Consider the following 16,498-nt stretch of genomic DNA (forward strand, 5'->3'; position numbering starts at 1 on the left):
GATTAGTAAAGGACGTTGTCGTCCCAGAAACGGAAATTGTCTGGATCGGCACCCTTTCCCTTCGATTTGAGCCAGTCGGCTATCTGCGGAAATTCCAAAAGAAGCGCCTCCATCTCACTGATCTTTTTATCGAAGATCTGGACGAAGTCGTCGCTCCAATTCCACGTGTTTGACTCTGGGTCGTATATGTCCCTCTCCATCGCGAACTCGACCTCTGAGGCGTAGTTCACGCTGTCGGGGCGGGATTGTTTTCCCAAGTGATCGAGGATCAGTTGCCGTTGGATATACGATCCGCCGAGCTTCGGCGCGAGCCTCTGAATCTCGCTAGTAAGGGTTTGAAATTTTCCTTCCCAGCCGCTTTTGTCGAATTCCTTCTCCAGCTTCGACACGTCCTCTGGAGCCTTGAGACTTTTCAGTGCCTTAATATACTTTTCGGCCTTCGTGAGGTCATCTTCAGCGAGGTTTCGGGCATTGACCGCATCGTCGCGCTCTTTCTCGACTTTCTTAAAATCAGCAATCGGAACGTTGGTCGACTTCCCAATGTCACCCTTTGCATCCTGCCATTTTTTTTGAAACTCACGCATAGCCCGCTGGCGGATGCCAACCGCAGCCGGCGCAAGTTCTAAAGAACTTGAGAGATCCTCCAGCATCTGCGCCAGCGCGTCTTCATTATCCACCATCACGCCGACTGTTCCCAAGAGGGTGGCATCTATCACCCCAAATCCACTTGGTGGCACGACGACGGGAAACCGATTAGTGCTTAGCGCCCACGCTGCGCCAAGTTCTGCCATACAGAACGCGCTTTCCCGATAAGCTGGTGAAATCAGCGCTATCACCGACTCCGTAGTGACGATTTCGGCCTTGATGGCATCGACGAAGTTCATTCCTTTCGGAGCACCCTGCCCCTCCAGACTCGATACGAAGATTTCGTGCGAGCCGATACCAAGCCACTTGATCAGGAGCGTTTCGAAGGCCTCTACCAGCGGGCCATCCGCAGAAGAGTGGCTTAGGAAGATTTTTCGGGTCTTTGCTGGCATTTCCACGATCCTGACTGCTTGGGATAAACTCGTGGGATATCTCTATCTTCAAAGGTTTGGAAGTGGAGTGACGAGCAAACCCGCCGCAGCGGCTCGTAACAGTACGGGCATGAGGAGCAACGGCTAAAGGGGCCACGTTCCGAACCGCCGTAGCCGAGAATTCCTTCGTGCCCGTCGTGGCGAGCCGCTTTGCCAAGCTGTCCAATTGGCTGACGACTGAGGCCTTGGAAGTTTTTCGAACCCCCTGCCTTGGGTCTCCAGTCGAATTGCGCGTCCTCATGGAGGACGCTTTGGCGTCTCGATCTGCAGTGATGAAAACTTGATCGTTTCTCTTATTCCGGGGTTCGAGTCGCCGATAGTTGGCCGGGCATCGCGTCATAGCTTCCACTCTTTTCGACATGACTGCGCAAATTAAGATGGCGACAGCTACGTCCAATAAGCCCGAAGATTTGTTCTATATCGAGCTTGCAGCTTAGGTGGGCTCACGGCAGTATTGCCGCTGTCGCTCAGGCGGAGGGGAACGTGAAGGGCCTTGTAACGGCCGCTGGTGCGGGCGTAGTTCTACTGGTCGGCGTGTCCGCATCACAAGCGGCCGACTGTAAGGGCGATACCCGACAGGAACACCACGTCGGCAACTTCAACTTCGTCACCAGCTCATGGGTCGAGGATGTTGGCACTATGCGCCGGTATGTTTCCTGTGTCGGTAATCTCGATGCCAACAGCGACCTACTCGTCACTTGGTACATCGCTGGCCCTTTCAAGTCGTATGTGCCTTCAGAAGAATCTGCTGAAACGCCCAGGATGCGCGCCCATACCAATACGCGGCCAGTCGCAGGGTGCATACAGTACGGAAGCTCGGGGGAGCGCACGCCGGCCGAATTTCTGGGAACCGCACAAGACGACGATGAAAACACGAAGGCTGGCCGATGCGGTGCGAGTTATGGCCAGACGGAAGATGTTGCTTTAGCGCCTTTACCTGAAGGTGGCTGGTCCGATCATGTGCGAGTTTTCTTTCCCAGCGACCTCAACAATCCCTCGGCCACGATGCTAGAAGTTAGCGGTACGATCGGCGTTGAACCATCCGATGGCGGTTTTCAAGCATTCTTCAGGTATGCGGCGGACCGATTCCGCGATCGCCCAGACGGCCAGGTCAATGATGTCACCGTGCGGCCGATATTTCCGGTCGAGCGCGACAAATTTCTCGCCGCGTTCTTTCTCGACAACAAAGGCGGAGCTCCACTCTCATCCAAGGGTGCTGTGACGTTTTCCATCAAAGGCAACGCCGCCAATCTGTGGAAGCCGGTTCCGGCTTACTATGAGTTCGTTGACAAGGACAACCACCTCCTTGCCGCGATCCCCATGCCACTGTTCGGCGATCCGCAATGAACTTCGGCAAGTTCATAGGGGCGGTGGCGAATGTCACCCCGAATCTACTCTTCGCGTTCGTAACCGGCTGGTTCAACCTGTTCACAAACACATCGATCATGCGCGCTGACTGGGGCTTGCGGAGCGAGAGGACCGGTCTCGCGCTCGCTACGGCGCTCGCAATAGTATTCAGCCTCATTTTTCGGAAATGGCCGGCCGACAATCACAAGATCTGGGCTTTGCGGATGCTGACCATATTCGCAGTATTGGCCGTGTTCTCGTATGGCTGCTCGCTGTTTCTCGATTACCCTCGAACACGGCAAGTTCAACAGCTTGTTATTCCAGTGTGGGACATAGCCTCTACGGCATGCCTCGTAACCATAACGCTCTCGGTCCTTTTCGGCACCATGTACGCATTCGCTGGCGAATCCGATCCCGGCATTTAAAGGTTTGGCTGCACCGCTTTCGATACTGCGGGGCATATCAATTCATGTTCCAGTTGCTCCAAGAAACGCATCGGAACACGATCGTCTTTGCACGCCTGGGAACCTATTTCAGCGAGAATCCCGGCCCTCAGCACTGAGGGCAACGTAGAGCTTGACCGTCTGGTTTCGACGATCGCGGCCATGAAAAAAGCCCGCGACGTTGGCGGTGGCGGGCTAAGTCATTTTTGAGAGGATTGGGACGGCGGTTCACGCCTTCCGCCACTGGTCAGGCTTGCCGACGCTGGTGTGACGAACACGCTCGACATCTGGCCTTGTGTTGGGTTCCAGCTGCCGGGCCCGCTCGATGGCCTCGCGCTGGGTTGGTGCCACCGCGCTTGCACGTTCCGAGTTAGGCCGACGCACGGCGTAGTCGCCTTGCTCCCTTCGTTCTACAAACAAGTGCTTGTCTTTGCTCATTCCACTCTCCTACTACATATAGCGCCTTAGTTGACGCGCTGACACGAGATACGCCAATAATGGCACAATTTCGTCCAGATTGCGGCCAAAGCGGGCCTTAAGAACAAAAAGGGAACTCCGGCGCGAGATGAACTTTTCTGACCCCACGGAATGGCAGTTAATCACCGCGCTTGATCGAAGGCCGACAGGTGCCGCATTCGGCACGTTACGGTCAAATATATCTGCGATAGTCGGAACTCACCTTCTCATCGGTAACTGATTTTCCCTGGCCCCATATTGCTTCGGTCCTTGCCGACCTCAGGGAAATCGCTGGGAGCCTGCCGCTTGAACGTCCCGAGCGATCTGTCGTCCAGGCGGACTGTAGACGTTACAAAGCGGTGGCGGCCGACTTGGTCGGCCTGGAAAACCAGGCTGCCAACCTTGATTTGGGGCTCCCCGAGCACCTTCCCCTCATTGGCACTTGACCGCCATCGAGCTGGACGCACCATTCAACCGGATCGCCGATTGGCCACTTGGCAGGCTTAGAGCAATGCTGACCGCCTCGTCTAGCTTGCGCCGCAAGTGGCTCGAAACTAATGTACCGACTGCTAAAATCATTAGGATCAGTTGGCGCGATGGGCAACGAAGATCAGCCCTCCTCTAGAGGAGCGTTCTTCCTACCATTGCTTGGCTTCGTTGCGCTTTTGGTTGTGTATAATATAGCGAATCCGCCGCCACCAGAGACTCCGAAAACCGCTGCGCAGGTGAAGCTTGAACAGGAGCATGCGGCGGAGCATGCGGCTGCCCAGGCGAAGCTTGAACAGGAACAAACTGCGCAGCGAGAAGCGCGCGCGAAAGCTGATCAACAAAGCCAAGACCACCTCACGAACCTTTGCAAATGGGTGGACCTATGCAGGGAGTTTGGTGATGCTCGTCAGGCATGTGCCACTGCCGGCGATTTCCAAAACTGCCTCAATGTAAAGCTGGGCGATAATGCTTGGGTCATAGGCGACAACTGTTCAAACGATGGCAGTCTCATCAACCCTCAGAACGACACGCCGTCGAGGCTGGAATGCCTCGGCGCTACTGTAGAGGGTGCCGTGCATAACACCCCGCTAGGGGATGTCATACATGACGCCCTGCATAGCAAGTGATTAGCTCATAAGTGCCTTGAAGGGCTTCGCATTGACGACAAGGTCTGGAAGACCGTTGACCACGGCACGATAGTCGTCTTCATCCTTGAGCATCAGAAATCCGCCGCCGATGAAGTAGCCGCGCCTGTCGAATTCTTCTGCGCTGCGCTTCTGTATGATCACGTAAAGCTGTCCGGTCCGCTCAATCATCTGGTCGACGACGAGACCGGTTCTTGATCTGATTACGTCTGCTCTCCCCAGCACTGCACCTAACGTCCTTGCGTTACCCGGCGCAACTCGTCGCCAACTTAAATCATTCTGGAATCGGGCGTTTGTTCATCCGCCTTCCCCCAGCAAGGCCGCCTAGATTAGCTTCGCCTGCGAAGCATGCTACCGTCCAGCCCCTTCTTGAGCCGCTTCTGGGAAATTGAGCCGAGTGCGAGAATGGACGACCACGAGAGTGCAAGAAAATCCTTCGGCTCCGATCGCGCGCAACTTGTCTACGGGCGGCGCGACGATGGCGCGCTGGCCCATATTTCCGAAGTTCAGCGCGGTCTCGCTTGCGGTTGCAAATGCCCCTCATGTGGCCTTCGACTTGTTGCGCGATTGAAGGACGACCATGTAGTACCGCACTTCGCGCACAGCGACGGCGAGGCGTGCGGTGGTGGTCCTGAAACAGTCTTGCACCTGCTTGCCAAGGATGCGTTTCGCACCAATCCGAAGATGCTCCTACCGGAACGGCTCGGCCTACATAAGGGCAGCGTAGTGATGAAGCCGGGGCAGGAAGTCGAGACAGAATTTCAGCGCCTCGAATACACCGACCCAAAGAAGGTCATTCCGGACCTTTATGTTCGCGCGCTCGGCTATGACCTCTTCGTGGAGGTCGCGGTAACGCACGCCAGCGACGGCACCAAGATCCAGCGCCTCCAAGAGCATGGCACGATGGCTGTCGAAATTGACCTGTCCAAGTTGCCGAGAGACTCCGCACGCGAGCAGATCGCAGAAGCCGTCTTGCGATCTGCGCCGCGCCGCTGGCTATACCACCCAGGTATCGAAGCGGCGAAGGCGAAAAACCGAGCCGACGAAGAAGCCTGGCAGGCGGCACAAGCGACTCGGTTTGCCAATTATCAGGCCAGACATGAAAAGCGGGTTGATGAGCTAGCGAGCGGTTACGCGAAGGCCCTTAGGCAACTAGCTGGAGGACAGGTTACGAGCCCGCGCCTGGCTGAATTGCAAGCGGTCGGACTGGCCCCGCATGTCGGTATCAAGATGGCGGGGTATGCCTGCTTCACAGTCCCGCCCGCAGTTTGGCAGGCCGTCATCTTGGCAGAGGTCTTCCACGACAAATGCCTTGGTGACGAGTTTCCAAAGGCGGTGCCGATCGCCAAGCATCTGGAAAGGCGTAATCTAATACGGCCACTTTTCCGGCGCGTGTCGCGCGAGGTGGCGGACGATACGGCTTTAGCCGAACCGCGCTTTGCTCCAGCGTGGAAAGCGATAGACAGTTACTTGCAGCATTTGCTCGGCAAGGACGTGTTGGCTCACCAACGCTATGGCGTGATGCTGCAGAAGCATCTAGCCGACCAGTTGACCGCTCGCACGCTAGCCCAGAAACAGAGAACCGCTGCCATGCATGCGGTCGTGCAGAAGGTCGATTGGATCTTGGGCGAGCTTCCCGACGAAGAGCGCGGGAACATGACTGGCGAGTTGTGGCTTGATTCCGGCCACACCGAATCCGGCATGACATACCGGGCTGCGATCCGGGCCGACATCGAGGCGCCAAAGATCGCTGCCGTGATTGATGCCGTTTTCGCCATGCTCAGAGGGAATGGCCGACTTCCACATGCCAGCGCTGGACTGCCTGTTGAGGGCGCAATCGAGCGCAGCAGGGGTCAGATCGCAAAACGAGCCCAAGACCTACGTGAGAAGCAGCTTCGGGAAGCGAACCGACTTCGACAATCACGCCGTGACCGGTTTTGCATAGACGCTGAAACTGAACTGAACGGTCCTGACCTTGGCACATTTCTGAACACGAAACGCGACGATCTGAGCGGAATGACGCCGTTGGAAGCGGTAGAAGACAGCGAGTCGGGACTGACCCGAGCGCGCGATGCGCTATCCGAGTTGGTGCGGCAGCGGGCAAGCGCAGCGGAAGCAGATGCCGAGCGAAAGCTATATCAAGAGATGATAACCGCCGACGCCGTACGCTCTTTGCCGCCAGAACACGTAGATGCCTTCCTAAACGGTCGGGATGACGATCTTGGACGGACCACGCCGCTCTTGTTTGCAAAGGACGAAAACACTTATCGCAATGCACTCAAAAAACTATCGGAATGGCAGCGTGAGTTTGGTGGCCCAGTATGAAGCGACGAACACGCTGGGATCGTTGCGGCCTATGCGGTGAGCTTCGGATCACCACTCGCGAGCATGTTGTTCCGCGGTCCCTCTATCCGGCATCGAAGTCCAACAGTAGATTCCAGCGCATCACGATCGCAGCATGTGTCACATGCAACAATGGCACCGCCGACGACGACGCGCATTTCCGAAACGTCGTCCTTGTGGCCGGCGAGCCAAATGAAGCGGTCAAAGAGCTATGGTCTGGTCCCGTGCGCCGGGGCTTCGCACAGGTAGACGGCCATCGTCGCGCTCGCGACATCTTCGATCTTATGCAACCCGCGCCGGACGTTGGACCAAACCGGTATCGCATTTTCCCGGCTGACGACCCGCGCATTCTCCAAATCGTCCGCAAGATCATTCGCGGTCTGTCACGGCACCATGAACTTGCCTATCCGCTCAGCGACGGTCAGGTGTTTGCTGACGTAATGCGGCAAACGATACCGGAGGAAATTCTTGCCGCGATGGAACATAAGGAGGCCGAACCCGATGTCCTCCAATACGGATATCTACGCCTAGCAGGCTGTTGAAGAAGTATCTCGTTTGGCTTTGAGGATCGCCTCGTCGCCGTTGTGGTAGGCGAATGTGATCTCGATCGAGCCGTCGTCAAGCAATTCAGCAGAGCCATCGCCAGTGACCTCGTCCATCTCGTCGAAGCCGGCCCATGTGAAGAATACCATATTGGGGCCATAGCTGAGATCGAGGCCGGCTTGCAGGGCGCCAAAGGCGATCTCACCGTGGTTGCCCGCTTCGATGGTGATAGTGGCGGGATCGACAAGGTCGAGATGATCGCGATCCCAAAGATCGGCCTCGACGATCCGCCAGCGGCCGATCAATTTACAACCCGCCGGGGCGGTCATGTCGACACCGCCAACAGCTTGGGCAGCCGCACTAGATTGTAGGCGGCGGCGCTGAGGGTGAAGGCCCATCCGACGCGGTCGCGGCCACGCAACTTTGTCTTTGCCTGCCCTGCGACCATCTTGATCCATCCGAACGCCTCCTCAATGCGTTTGCGGATGCGCTGGCTGACGGCATAGCCGCCGTGCCGCGTCGTGCGCCCGTCGATCGCCGAGCGACGGCCGCTGGTGTTCTGCGCCACGTGTGGCGTCACCCTCATCGCGCGCAACTCGTTGATGAAGTCCTCGGCGTCATAGGCCTTGTCGGCGCCGAGCGTGATTGCCCGCGGCCTGTCGGCATAGGGTTCGATCATGTGCAGCGCCGCCACCCGTTCGGCATGCCCGTCGGCTTGCGTCAGGCAAGCATCGACCAGCAGGCCATGGCGGTTCTCCATCAGCCCATGCCCCATGAAGCAGAGCTTCGCCTCCTTGCCCCGCCCCTTGCGATAGAGCCTAGCATCCGGATCGGTGGTCGATGCATGCGTCTGGTTAGATCGCTTCTGGCCATGGAAGTCTGCCTCGGCATTGCGCCCGCCGCCCTCTGACGGCGGCTCGCCAGAGCCATCCGTCGGGTCTTCGCCCGACCCGTCCTTCGGCTTCACGCTCTTCATCGATGCCCACGCCTCGATCAGCGTGCCGTCGACCGAGAAGTGATCCGTGGACAGAAGCTTCTTCACCTTGGGTTGCGCCAGGACAGCGCTCAGGAACTTCGCCGCGATGTCGCCCTCAAGCAGCCGGTCGCGGTTCTTCGAGAACACCGAATGGTCCCAAGCCAGATCGTCGACGCCAATGCCCACGAACCAGCGGAACAGGAGGTCGTATTCCAGCCGCTCCATCAAAAGCCGCTCCGAGCGGATCGAATAGAACGCCTGCAAAAGCATCGCCCGCAACAGCTTCTCCGGCGGGATCGATGGTCGTCCGATCGGCGAATACAGCGCCGCGAACTCACGCTCCAGCGTCGACAGGGCTTCTGTCACGATCGTCCGGATCGCACGCAACGGATGATTGCGCCGAACCCGGGCCTCAAGGTCCACGTAGCTTATATGAGGAGTGTCAAGGGCTTTTAGGGCTCCGCTTTTTGGGTTCGTTGGTTTTGCGGTATCCATGGTCTGAGCCTGATTGCATGACGCGGCTCGTTCCCCGAGCCAGATCCAACTTATATACGGTCGCTGTTCGAAGCAGCGGCACCAACATCCCGCTTGCGGCGGACAAGGGCTCAGGAGAACGAGACCATTCTGAGACAACGGCATTTGAAGCCACGCTACGTGCCGGTTCGTCCCCCTTGGATCCGCCAGGACTCATCAGGTCCTGGAAGATGGCAGAATTCGATGGGTGTAGCGCATCAGGCAACCGACATAATCGCGCCCTCGATGACAACGCCGGCGTTGACGTATTTCCACAGCGCCACGAGCAGCTTGCGGGCGAGCGCCACGATCATCGTCTTCTTCAGCCGGCCGTTGTTTTGCTTCACCCGCTCCTTGAACCAGAAGGTGAGCGCCGAGTGCGGCTGATGGCGCACCCATAGCCAGGCCATCTGGACCAGCGTCGTTCGCAGCGTCGGATTGCCGGATTTCGACACCCCCTGCTCGTGGTCGACCGAGCCGCTCTGCCAAGGTGTCGGTGCGAGGCCCGCATAGGCGGCAACTTGTCGTCGGTTGTCGAAGTGACGCGACAGCCCCTCCGACCACAGGACAGCGGCAAACTCCGGCCCGATGCCCTTCAGGTCGAGCAGCATCGCCGGTGCCGACGAGACAACCTGCGTGACAGCGAGCATGGCATCGCGCTCGGCCTCGACTGCCTTGATCTGCTCGAGCAGCAGTTCGAGCCTGTCTAGTTCCCGGCCGACCTGCGCCTGCAGATGGGCCGGCAAGGGTCGGCCGTCGCCGGTCTTGAGCGCCTCCAATCTCTTCCGCCGGTCGCGGCGCAGCGGCTCGTAGCCGGACACGCCCTGGGCGAACAGCAGGCCTTTGACGCGATTGACGTGTCGCACACGCTCGTTGGTCAAGGCCTTGCGCTCACGCGTGACGCGGCGACGGTCCTCTTCTTCGGGCGTAGGCACTCGGAGCATCGCACACACCCGCGGCTCGCCTCGCTTGTAGGCCAGCAACGCCCGGACCAGCGCCTCGCCGTCGATCTTGTCGGTCTTTGCCCGGCGCCGCCGGCGCGAGGTCGCAATCGAGGCCGGATCGACGACGTGACTTTTGATTCCTTCGGCCTGCAGCACGCGATGGATCCAGAAGCCGTCGAGCCCGGCCTCCTGGATCACGATGATCGGAAAGTGCCGCCCGGTCCGCGCTTGCGTCTTCCTGTTGATGTCGGCAAATCGCGCCAGCATGCCGGCGACATCGCCGGCCGCCACCGCATGTTTCGACATCTTCTCGCCGCCACCCGGCGACAGCGAGGTGATCAACCATTTCGAGCGACTCAATTCCAACGAGACGAAAATTGCACCAAGATCTGTGCGGATAGCGGTCGGCGCTTTGGGTTGGTGAGCTGCTACGGGCATGCTTGCCTCCAAGGATGTTGATTACGCGACCTCACTTTGCCACAGCGCCGGTCGCTATCCACTCTCCTCATAGGATCTGAACAGTTCGCCCGTCTGTCCGTCCCCGCCCCGCACGATTCACTCCCACTCTTCGTGGTCAGAGTGAATCACGAACCTGGGACTGTCGCGAGCCCTTTTTCAACAGCCTGCTAGACGAGCCCCACGGCCTTTCGTCAGTGTGGGTTCTCCGGTTCTTTCAGCGGACAACCTTCATCGGCTTTGTGTTCGCCAACGAAGCCGCCCGACAGAAGCACACGGGTGCGCCAGGACCAGACAAGCACTGAAGGATAACCACGTGATATTGAGTTGGATCACGAGAACGCGAGAAAATCCTTCGGCTCCGATAGCGCGCAACTCGTGTAATCTTTTCGCTTGAGGAAGAGCGTTATGACGGGACCCATGGAAAGAGACTCCGAAGAGAATGAGGCTGAGCGCAGCGAATACGTCGTTGTGCCTGAAGAGGCGATTCAGTTCCTGCCAGCCGAATGGCGCGATGCTCTGCAATCGAAGTTGGAAGATGGCCGAGCGATTTTGGAAGCCGTCGATAGCGACATCAAGGGTCTGGTTCGACTCATTAACGCCTCACAGGTGATGACGAGTCTTAGCTATATTCACCAGCGTCTCGCAAAGGCGGACTTCAATCTAACTACTGAGGCGTTTCTAGAGCACGACATGCTCACGTCCGCCTTCGTTGTCACGTACGTCCGACTTATTGACGGTGGCGTGGGAAGCGGCGTCTCACGAGACGCTCTTCCTACGCATCTTCGTCAGGCACACGACGAAATCATCGAATTTCGAAACAAGCGGTTCGCTCACAATGCTGGTCATCGGTCGGTTGATGGGACGCTCGACATCCAGTTCGGCGATGGCCGTTTTGAAGTAAATGTCACCATGCGGATGGGCTACTACATCCGGGGCGCAAACGAATGGGGAGAGTTAGTAACTTTCCTGAACGGTTTGATGTTCGATCGGCTTACCAAGCTGCTTGAACGGTTAAAGAACAAAACCGGACATGACTGGACCTTTCCGAGCGGGCCGCCGCCCGCTTGGATCGATTTCCCATAGTGACAATGGAAAACGCTCGCATTGAATAGGTTGTTGTCTTTCCGCCCCAAACGCCAAAGGGCAGAGATTTTCGGCCAAGCCAACCAGTTTAGGCGGCCCTACGTGGTACGGACAATGGCGGGCGACGTAGCGCAGTAAGTCATTGCTTTTGCTTGATTATAGTGGTTGCGCCGCAGTTCGACGCGGACTGAACCATCAGCCCGAGCACGTCGGTCTCGCAAGCAAGCGGCGATGACCCGAGAGGGATCGGTCTTAGGGTACCTCGAACACACGTCCGACTGCTTCCGTGGTGCTTCCGCGACGCGTTTCCCGCCCTCTTCTCGCGGAAATAAGGCCTTGCTAACCAACTGTTTTTACAGTATAAAAATGGCGCACCCGACAGGATTCGAACCTGTGACCTCTGCCTTCGGAGGACAAAGCAGCGGCTTCTCAGATTCGGAGATGGGCTGGGCTCGCTCTCACATCTCCACGGCAAAGACGCACTGGCGTAGAGTTACCGCCAACTGGATGGGAGAAGGCCATCCTCGATCCCCGCGCCGGCCACCGGCGGCGCTCAAAGGAACAACGGCGTATAAACCGCAGTCCTGCGCGCGTCCGCATCACTGGACGGCTGTCGCGCGCAGGACGGAGGAAATTCGCCCCCGCCGCGGACGGTGAACAGGGCAGCCGTAGGAGCGTCAGCATAGCGCCGGCCGCAGGACGGGACGCGGGACCGACTGTCCCCGTCCGCGGTGGCCCGCATGTTGTATAAATTTGACCTGTTGGAACGGCTGCGACTGGGCGCCCGATCCGGCTGCTGGAGTATCATCCGAAATAGCGAAGCCGGAATCGGCACTTCGATAAGTGGGGGGAAAGGCGGTAGCGCCCTACCGATACGAACCCCCGAGATTTGCGATCAGGAAGTTCTCCCGGCCGATTGTCCGTCCGATTTGTACGCCGCCGCCTCCCTTTGAGCGAAGTGCCCAACGAGACGGCTGTCGCGCATGCTTATAGTCGCTAGATGAACCGAACAATCACCATCACTGGGACAACTGCATGCGGATTTTGTTACGGCGACGGTTTACGGTTCCCAAGTCGAGTGTTCTATGACGAATGATGCCATCTACTATCCGCCGCGAGGCCTTTCGCGCGATGAAGCAGCACGTTATGTCGGTGTCGGATCCACCCTCTTCGACGAAATGGTTGCCGACGGGCGTATGCCGCGACCTAAGCAGGTTAACAGTCGCGCGGTTTGGGATCGCGTGGCGCTTGACATTGCGTTCACCTCCCTGCCCGACAAAAGCAACGATCTCCAAAAACTGTTAGAGCGAAGTAGATTCGACCGAAGCAAAAGATAGGAACTACGCGTGTTGCGTATACGCTGCTGGCGTAGTAAATTTGAACCGTGCGAAAGGCAGGACGTGAGCGAGAATGAGAAGCTTGCCCAAGATGTAAAAGCTTGGCGAGCCAAGGAAGGGTTCACCGCCGAAGCTGCTGCCAAGGCGTTGGGAATACCGAAGCGCACCTTTGAAGGTATCGAGCAAGGCAGAGGCTTCCCCTACCCGGTGCTCTTGCGTGCTGCCATGAAAAGCAATGCTCTCCAGGCATTACGGGAGAAACCTTCGCGCAAGGATTAGCCACGGCAGAAATGCTGGAGGAGAGATTAAATGGCAAGACCATTCAAGGATCCCCGCTACCCAGGCGTCTCCTCGCGCGTCAAAAACGGCAAACTATTTTATCGCTATAGGGCAAAAGGCCAGCCCGAAGTTCGACTTCCCGGCAAGCCCGGTGATCCAGAATTCGAAGCTGAGTATCAAAATGCGACGCAGGGTCTCTGCAAAAAGGCAGCGATCATCGATCTGCCTGGTCGGGCGCTACCAAGGACGTTCGGCCACGCCGCGCGCCGGCTTGAGACCACGATGGAGTGGCTGGATTTTGACGAAGCAACGCAGCGCAAGAACGCGCGGCTGATCGAGCGCTTTCTCAACCTCAAGGTCGATCCGAAATACCCGCTTACCTGGCGCGACACTCCTGTCGAACACCTCGACGCAGATCGGCTTCGCACGATCATCGAGGGCATATTTAGCACCAACCGCACCGTCGCCAAGCACATGTTGGTCGCCATCAAAAAACTGCTATGGGTCGCGACCGAGATTGAGAAATGGATCAAGCCGCAAGGCGATCCTTCCCTATCCATCCGCGTGCGCGTGCCCAAATCGTCCAAGAACCCTGCTTGGCCGATCGCGGTCCGCGAGAAGTTCGAGGCGCGACATCCAATCGGCAGTGCTGCACGTACCTGCTACGCACTGGGCTTTTGGCTTGGAAATCGGCGCGGCGATATCGCCGCCTTGGAGTGGGACGACCTTGTCACCGAGGAGATCGAATTGTTCGACGGCTCGCTGGAGTTAATCGAAGCCTTTGATTTCCGTCAGAAGAAGAACCGCAATCGCCATGGCGGGAGGGAGATGTTCATTCCTGTTGTTGACAAGCTGGCGACGGCCTTGAACACGCTCGACCGCTCGCAGGGCGGCACGGTGTTAAAGAATGGGTACAATCGCGCGTTCTCCGAAAAGAGCCTGACCGGCATGATGCAGCACTGGACGCGCCAAGCGGAAATTCCCGACGGCTACACGCTTCACGGACTGCGTCGCACCTTCGGCACATACCTTGCTGAATGCAATGTCCAGGCGCGCGCCATTATGGAGGCAATGGGACATTCCTCGATGACTGTAACGGACGACTATGTGCGTGAAGCAAACAAGAAGCGGATTGCGGTGGATATCGCTCGTGCCATCAATGAGCGCGAAGCCAAACGCGATGCGATGAAGCAACGAGCGGTCCTGCGAGTCGTCAAGTGATCAAACCGAGCCGGAACAAAGGGTGGCCGATGTCGTATGGCCGGGCCCATAATGGGCCCAAAACGTTTTGGGCCGAGGTCGGTTTTCATCAATAAAATCAATGGTTATGGTGGGCCCGGAGGGACTCGAACCCCCAACCAAGCGGTTATGAGCCGCCGGCTCTAACCATTGAGCTACAGGCCCCACGCGGGCTGGATTAATGTTTTTCGCATCGCGGCACAAGGCTTTACCGGCGGGCTTTCGCAGATCGCCCAAATCAACCCATAATCGCGCTCTACGCGACCCCTGCGACCTGATCGCAGACCAAGGAGATTTTCATGACCAGACATCTTTTGCCCCTCGCGCTCGCCGCTGCAATCGCTTTTCCGGCGATGGCTGGAGCCACCGATCTGCCGACGCCGCCCCGCATCATCGTGTCCGGCGAGGGCGAAGCAACCGTGGCCCCCGATCTGGCGGTCCTGACGCTCAGCGTCATGCGCGAAGCCAAGACGGCGCGCGCCGCACTCGACGCCAACAATGACGCCATGGCCGCCGTGATCGCCGCGATGAAGGCCGCCGGCATCAAGGATCGCGACCTGCAGACCGCAGGCATCCAGATCAACCCCCGCTACAACTACACCAACAAGCCCGATGGCAGCCAGGAAGCCGAACTCGTCGCCTATCAGGTGACCAACACGCTCTCGGTGCGGGTGCGCGACGTCGACAAGACAGGCGAGATCCTCGACAAGGCGGTGTCGCTCGGCGTCAATCAGGGCGGCGGCATTGCCTTCACCAATGACAATCCGGCGGCCACCGTCACAGAGGCGCGCAAGAAGGCTGTCGCCGACGCCATGGCCAAGGCCAGGACGCTGGCCGAGGCGGCAGGGGTCAGCCTCGGCCGGGTGCTCGAGATCACGGATCAGAACATCAGGCCGGCGCCGATGCCGATCAACGCCAAGGCGTTCGACGCCGCGGCCGGGGCGGCGCCGGTGCAGGCCGGCGAGAACGCCTACAATGTCCAGGTCACCGTTACCTTCGAACTCAAGTAATCGGCTGAGACGGTGGCCGGTTCCTGCCGGCCATCGATCACGGGTTGGAAGGCATGAAAAAACCCGCGGGATCACTCCCGCGGGGTTTTTCGAGCCGCGCCCGTTCAGCGGTTGATGATCGGGCAACCGCGCTCGTTGGCGAACACGATGACGACACGGTCTCCATACTGACGGCCCATCACCTTGACCACGCGGCGGTTGGCATCGACGATGCGGGCACGATACAGCCCCATGCGCTCGGCCTTGTCGAGCGCGCGGTCCGGCGAGCAGCCGCGGCGCCAGTCGTCGCGGCGCTCGTCCCGGCGGTGGCGATAGCCATCATCGCCGGCATAGACGCCGAAGCGCGGATCCTGGTTGTTGCCGAAGCCAAGATAGAGGCTGTCGGCATGGGCGGGAATGGCCGCCAGCGTGCCGAGGCCGACCAGAGCCGAAAGCGCTGCCGTCTTGATAGTGGTGTACATGGTTCTCTCTCCTTGTTGCGGGCTTGCGCCCGTCCTCGTGAAACCGATGGCGGGAGAATGCACCGGCCTGTCTGAACTATTTACGAACTCGCCGTTCATCTGCGGTTCATGTAGCGCCGGCTGGCAAAGCGCCGGCCATTTGCAAAATCCTCGCCGGCCAAATCCCTCGCCGGCCAAATCCTTTGCCGGCATTGAACATATCGCGCCAAACGCCTTGCCCCTCACCCGGTTCTCGGCCGCGCGATTGTCGCCCGCAAGAGCGCGCAACCATCCTCTGGCGCGTCAGGGCTCGTCGTCGAGCATATAGTCGAAATAGTCTTCCGGCTCGGCAAGGTCGGTCTCGCTCGCCTTGACCCGGCCGCGCATCGAGATGCCGGCTTCGTGCACGGTCTCGGCACTGCCCGAAACCAACCGGTGCCACCAGTAAAGGTCGCGGCCCTCTGCCACCAGCCGGTAGGCGCAGGTGCTGGGCAGCCAGCTGATGGTACGCACATTCTGCGGCGTCAGGCCGACGCAATCGGGAACGCGTGCCAGCCGGTTGGCATAGTCGCCACAGCGGCAAGTCTTGGCGTCGAACAGCCGGCAGCCGACGCTGGTCCAGTAGATTTCGCCGGTGTCCTCGTCCTCGAGTTTCGACAGGCAGCACTTGCCGCAGCCGTCGCAGAGTGATTCCCACTCCGTGGGGCTCATCGCTTCCAGCGTCTTGGTTTTCCAGAACGGCGTTTCCATTTCCGGCATGTGGCCCCAGCCGCCGCCGAGGTCAAGCGCGGCAACGGCCGGAATGGGCCCGTAACCGGCCGAATGACACGATGTTGCCTTCAAAAGGCCGGCCAATGGCCCCTTACGCCCCCTAACG

Annotated in this window: 18 protein-coding genes and 1 tRNA gene; 10 read left to right on the forward strand and 9 right to left on the reverse strand. The window is 58.7% G+C overall.

Annotated elements, in window-relative coordinates; all coding sequences use genetic code 11:
• Window positions 1-2: 2 nt before the first annotated feature.
• Window positions 3-1,037 (reverse strand): toll/interleukin-1 receptor domain-containing protein, encoded by a 1,035-nt coding sequence (locus C7I87_RS24200; protein ID WP_149906556.1) that lies wholly within the window; start codon window positions 1,035-1,037, stop codon window positions 3-5.
• 522 nt (window positions 1,038-1,559) lie between these two features.
• On the opposite strand from C7I87_RS24200, the gene C7I87_RS24205 reads away from it, so the two are divergent.
• Together C7I87_RS24205 and C7I87_RS24210 are read left to right on the forward strand one after the other, a co-directional pair.
• Window positions 1,560-2,423: a hypothetical protein gene (locus C7I87_RS24205; protein ID WP_149906557.1), complete on the forward strand. Its 864-nt coding sequence runs from the start codon at window positions 1,560-1,562 to the stop codon at window positions 2,421-2,423.
• Entirely contained in the window at window positions 2,420-2,848 is a 429-nt protein-coding gene (locus tag C7I87_RS24210; RefSeq protein ID WP_149906558.1) for a hypothetical protein, read from the forward strand. The genes C7I87_RS24205 and C7I87_RS24210 overlap by 4 nt, the downstream gene beginning before the upstream one ends.
• Before the next feature lie 246 nt (window positions 2,849-3,094).
• Here the strand turns inward: C7I87_RS24210 and C7I87_RS24215 are convergent, their stop codons facing one another.
• Window positions 3,095-3,304 (reverse strand): DUF2188 domain-containing protein, encoded by a 210-nt coding sequence (locus C7I87_RS24215; RefSeq protein ID WP_149906559.1) that lies wholly within the window; start codon window positions 3,302-3,304, stop codon window positions 3,095-3,097.
• A gap of 614 nt (window positions 3,305-3,918) precedes the next feature.
• Between C7I87_RS24215 and C7I87_RS24225 the strand changes: the two genes are divergently transcribed.
• Window positions 3,919-4,437: a hypothetical protein gene (locus C7I87_RS24225; protein ID WP_149906560.1), complete on the forward strand. Its 519-nt coding sequence runs from the start codon at window positions 3,919-3,921 to the stop codon at window positions 4,435-4,437.
• Here C7I87_RS24225 and C7I87_RS24230 read toward each other — a convergent pair whose 3' ends face one another.
• Window positions 4,438-4,680, reverse strand: coding sequence for a hypothetical protein (locus tag C7I87_RS24230; RefSeq protein ID WP_149906561.1), 243 nt, complete (start codon window positions 4,678-4,680; stop codon window positions 4,438-4,440).
• A 180-nt stretch (window positions 4,681-4,860) separates the two neighbouring features.
• Between C7I87_RS24230 and C7I87_RS24235 the strand changes: the two genes are divergently transcribed.
• Together C7I87_RS24235 and C7I87_RS24240 are read left to right on the forward strand one after the other, a co-directional pair.
• Window positions 4,861-6,780 (forward strand): hypothetical protein, encoded by a 1,920-nt coding sequence (locus C7I87_RS24235; RefSeq protein WP_149906562.1) that lies wholly within the window; start codon window positions 4,861-4,863, stop codon window positions 6,778-6,780.
• Entirely contained in the window at window positions 6,777-7,340 is a 564-nt protein-coding gene (locus C7I87_RS24240; protein WP_149906563.1) for a hypothetical protein, read from the forward strand. The genes C7I87_RS24235 and C7I87_RS24240 overlap by 4 nt, the downstream gene beginning before the upstream one ends.
• Here the strand turns inward: C7I87_RS24240 and C7I87_RS24245 are convergent.
• From C7I87_RS24245 to C7I87_RS24255, 3 genes are all read right to left on the reverse strand, one after another.
• Window positions 7,326-7,670 carry a hypothetical protein gene (locus tag C7I87_RS24245; protein WP_149906564.1) on the reverse strand — a complete coding sequence of 115 codons (345 nt, stop codon included), beginning with the start codon at window positions 7,668-7,670 and terminating at the stop codon, window positions 7,326-7,328. The two genes, C7I87_RS24240 and C7I87_RS24245, sit on opposite strands and share 15 nt — an antisense overlap.
• The gene (locus C7I87_RS24250; protein WP_149906633.1) at window positions 7,667-8,749 is read right to left on the reverse strand and encodes an IS5 family transposase; all 1,083 of its coding nucleotides are present in this window, start codon (window positions 8,747-8,749) and stop codon (window positions 7,667-7,669) included. The genes C7I87_RS24245 and C7I87_RS24250 overlap by 4 nt, the downstream gene beginning before the upstream one ends.
• Before the next feature lie 299 nt (window positions 8,750-9,048).
• Window positions 9,049-10,212 (reverse strand): IS110 family RNA-guided transposase, encoded by a 1,164-nt coding sequence (locus C7I87_RS24255; protein WP_149906565.1) that lies wholly within the window; start codon window positions 10,210-10,212, stop codon window positions 9,049-9,051.
• 426 nt (window positions 10,213-10,638) lie between these two features.
• On the opposite strand from C7I87_RS24255, the gene C7I87_RS24260 reads away from it, so the two are divergent.
• The 4 genes from C7I87_RS24260 to xerC all read left to right on the forward strand — a co-directional run bounded on the left by C7I87_RS24260 (window position 10,639) and on the right by xerC (window position 14,153).
• Window positions 10,639-11,316, forward strand: coding sequence for a hypothetical protein (locus C7I87_RS24260; protein WP_210250651.1), 678 nt, complete (start codon window positions 10,639-10,641; stop codon window positions 11,314-11,316).
• Window positions 11,317-12,401: 1,085 nt separating this feature from the next.
• Window positions 12,402-12,653 (forward strand): helix-turn-helix transcriptional regulator, encoded by a 252-nt coding sequence (locus tag C7I87_RS24265; RefSeq protein WP_149906566.1) that lies wholly within the window; start codon window positions 12,402-12,404, stop codon window positions 12,651-12,653.
• Between the two features lie 63 nt (window positions 12,654-12,716).
• Window positions 12,717-12,932 (forward strand): helix-turn-helix domain-containing protein, encoded by a 216-nt coding sequence (locus tag C7I87_RS24270; RefSeq protein WP_149906567.1) that lies wholly within the window; start codon window positions 12,717-12,719, stop codon window positions 12,930-12,932.
• A 30-nt stretch (window positions 12,933-12,962) separates the two neighbouring features.
• Window positions 12,963-14,153 carry a site-specific integrase gene (gene xerC, locus C7I87_RS24275; RefSeq protein WP_149906568.1) on the forward strand — a complete coding sequence of 397 codons (1,191 nt, stop codon included), beginning with the start codon at window positions 12,963-12,965 and terminating at the stop codon, window positions 14,151-14,153.
• 107 nt (window positions 14,154-14,260) lie between these two features.
• On the opposite strand, the gene C7I87_RS24280 is transcribed toward xerC, so the two are convergent.
• Window positions 14,261-14,336, reverse strand: a tRNA-Ile gene (locus tag C7I87_RS24280).
• A gap of 134 nt (window positions 14,337-14,470) precedes the next feature.
• Between C7I87_RS24280 and C7I87_RS24285 the strand changes: the two genes are divergently transcribed.
• Complete coding sequence (locus C7I87_RS24285; protein WP_140617816.1) at window positions 14,471-15,181, forward strand: SIMPL domain-containing protein; 711 nt, start codon at window positions 14,471-14,473, stop codon at window positions 15,179-15,181.
• Between the two features lie 104 nt (window positions 15,182-15,285).
• Here C7I87_RS24285 and C7I87_RS24290 read toward each other — a convergent pair whose 3' ends face one another.
• Together C7I87_RS24290 and C7I87_RS24295 are read right to left on the reverse strand one after the other, a co-directional pair.
• Complete coding sequence (locus C7I87_RS24290; protein WP_149906569.1) at window positions 15,286-15,642, reverse strand: hypothetical protein; 357 nt, start codon at window positions 15,640-15,642, stop codon at window positions 15,286-15,288.
• Window positions 15,643-15,924: 282 nt separating this feature from the next.
• On the reverse strand, window positions 15,925-16,371 hold the full coding sequence (locus tag C7I87_RS24295; protein WP_149906635.1) for a YcgN family cysteine cluster protein: 447 nt from the start codon (window positions 16,369-16,371) through the stop codon (window positions 15,925-15,927).
• Between the last annotated feature and the right edge of the window lie 127 nt (window positions 16,372-16,498).

This window comes from Mesorhizobium sp. SARCC-RB16n (assembly GCF_008520305.1).
In the GTDB taxonomy this organism is placed as follows: Bacteria; Pseudomonadota; Alphaproteobacteria; order Rhizobiales; family Rhizobiaceae; genus Mesorhizobium.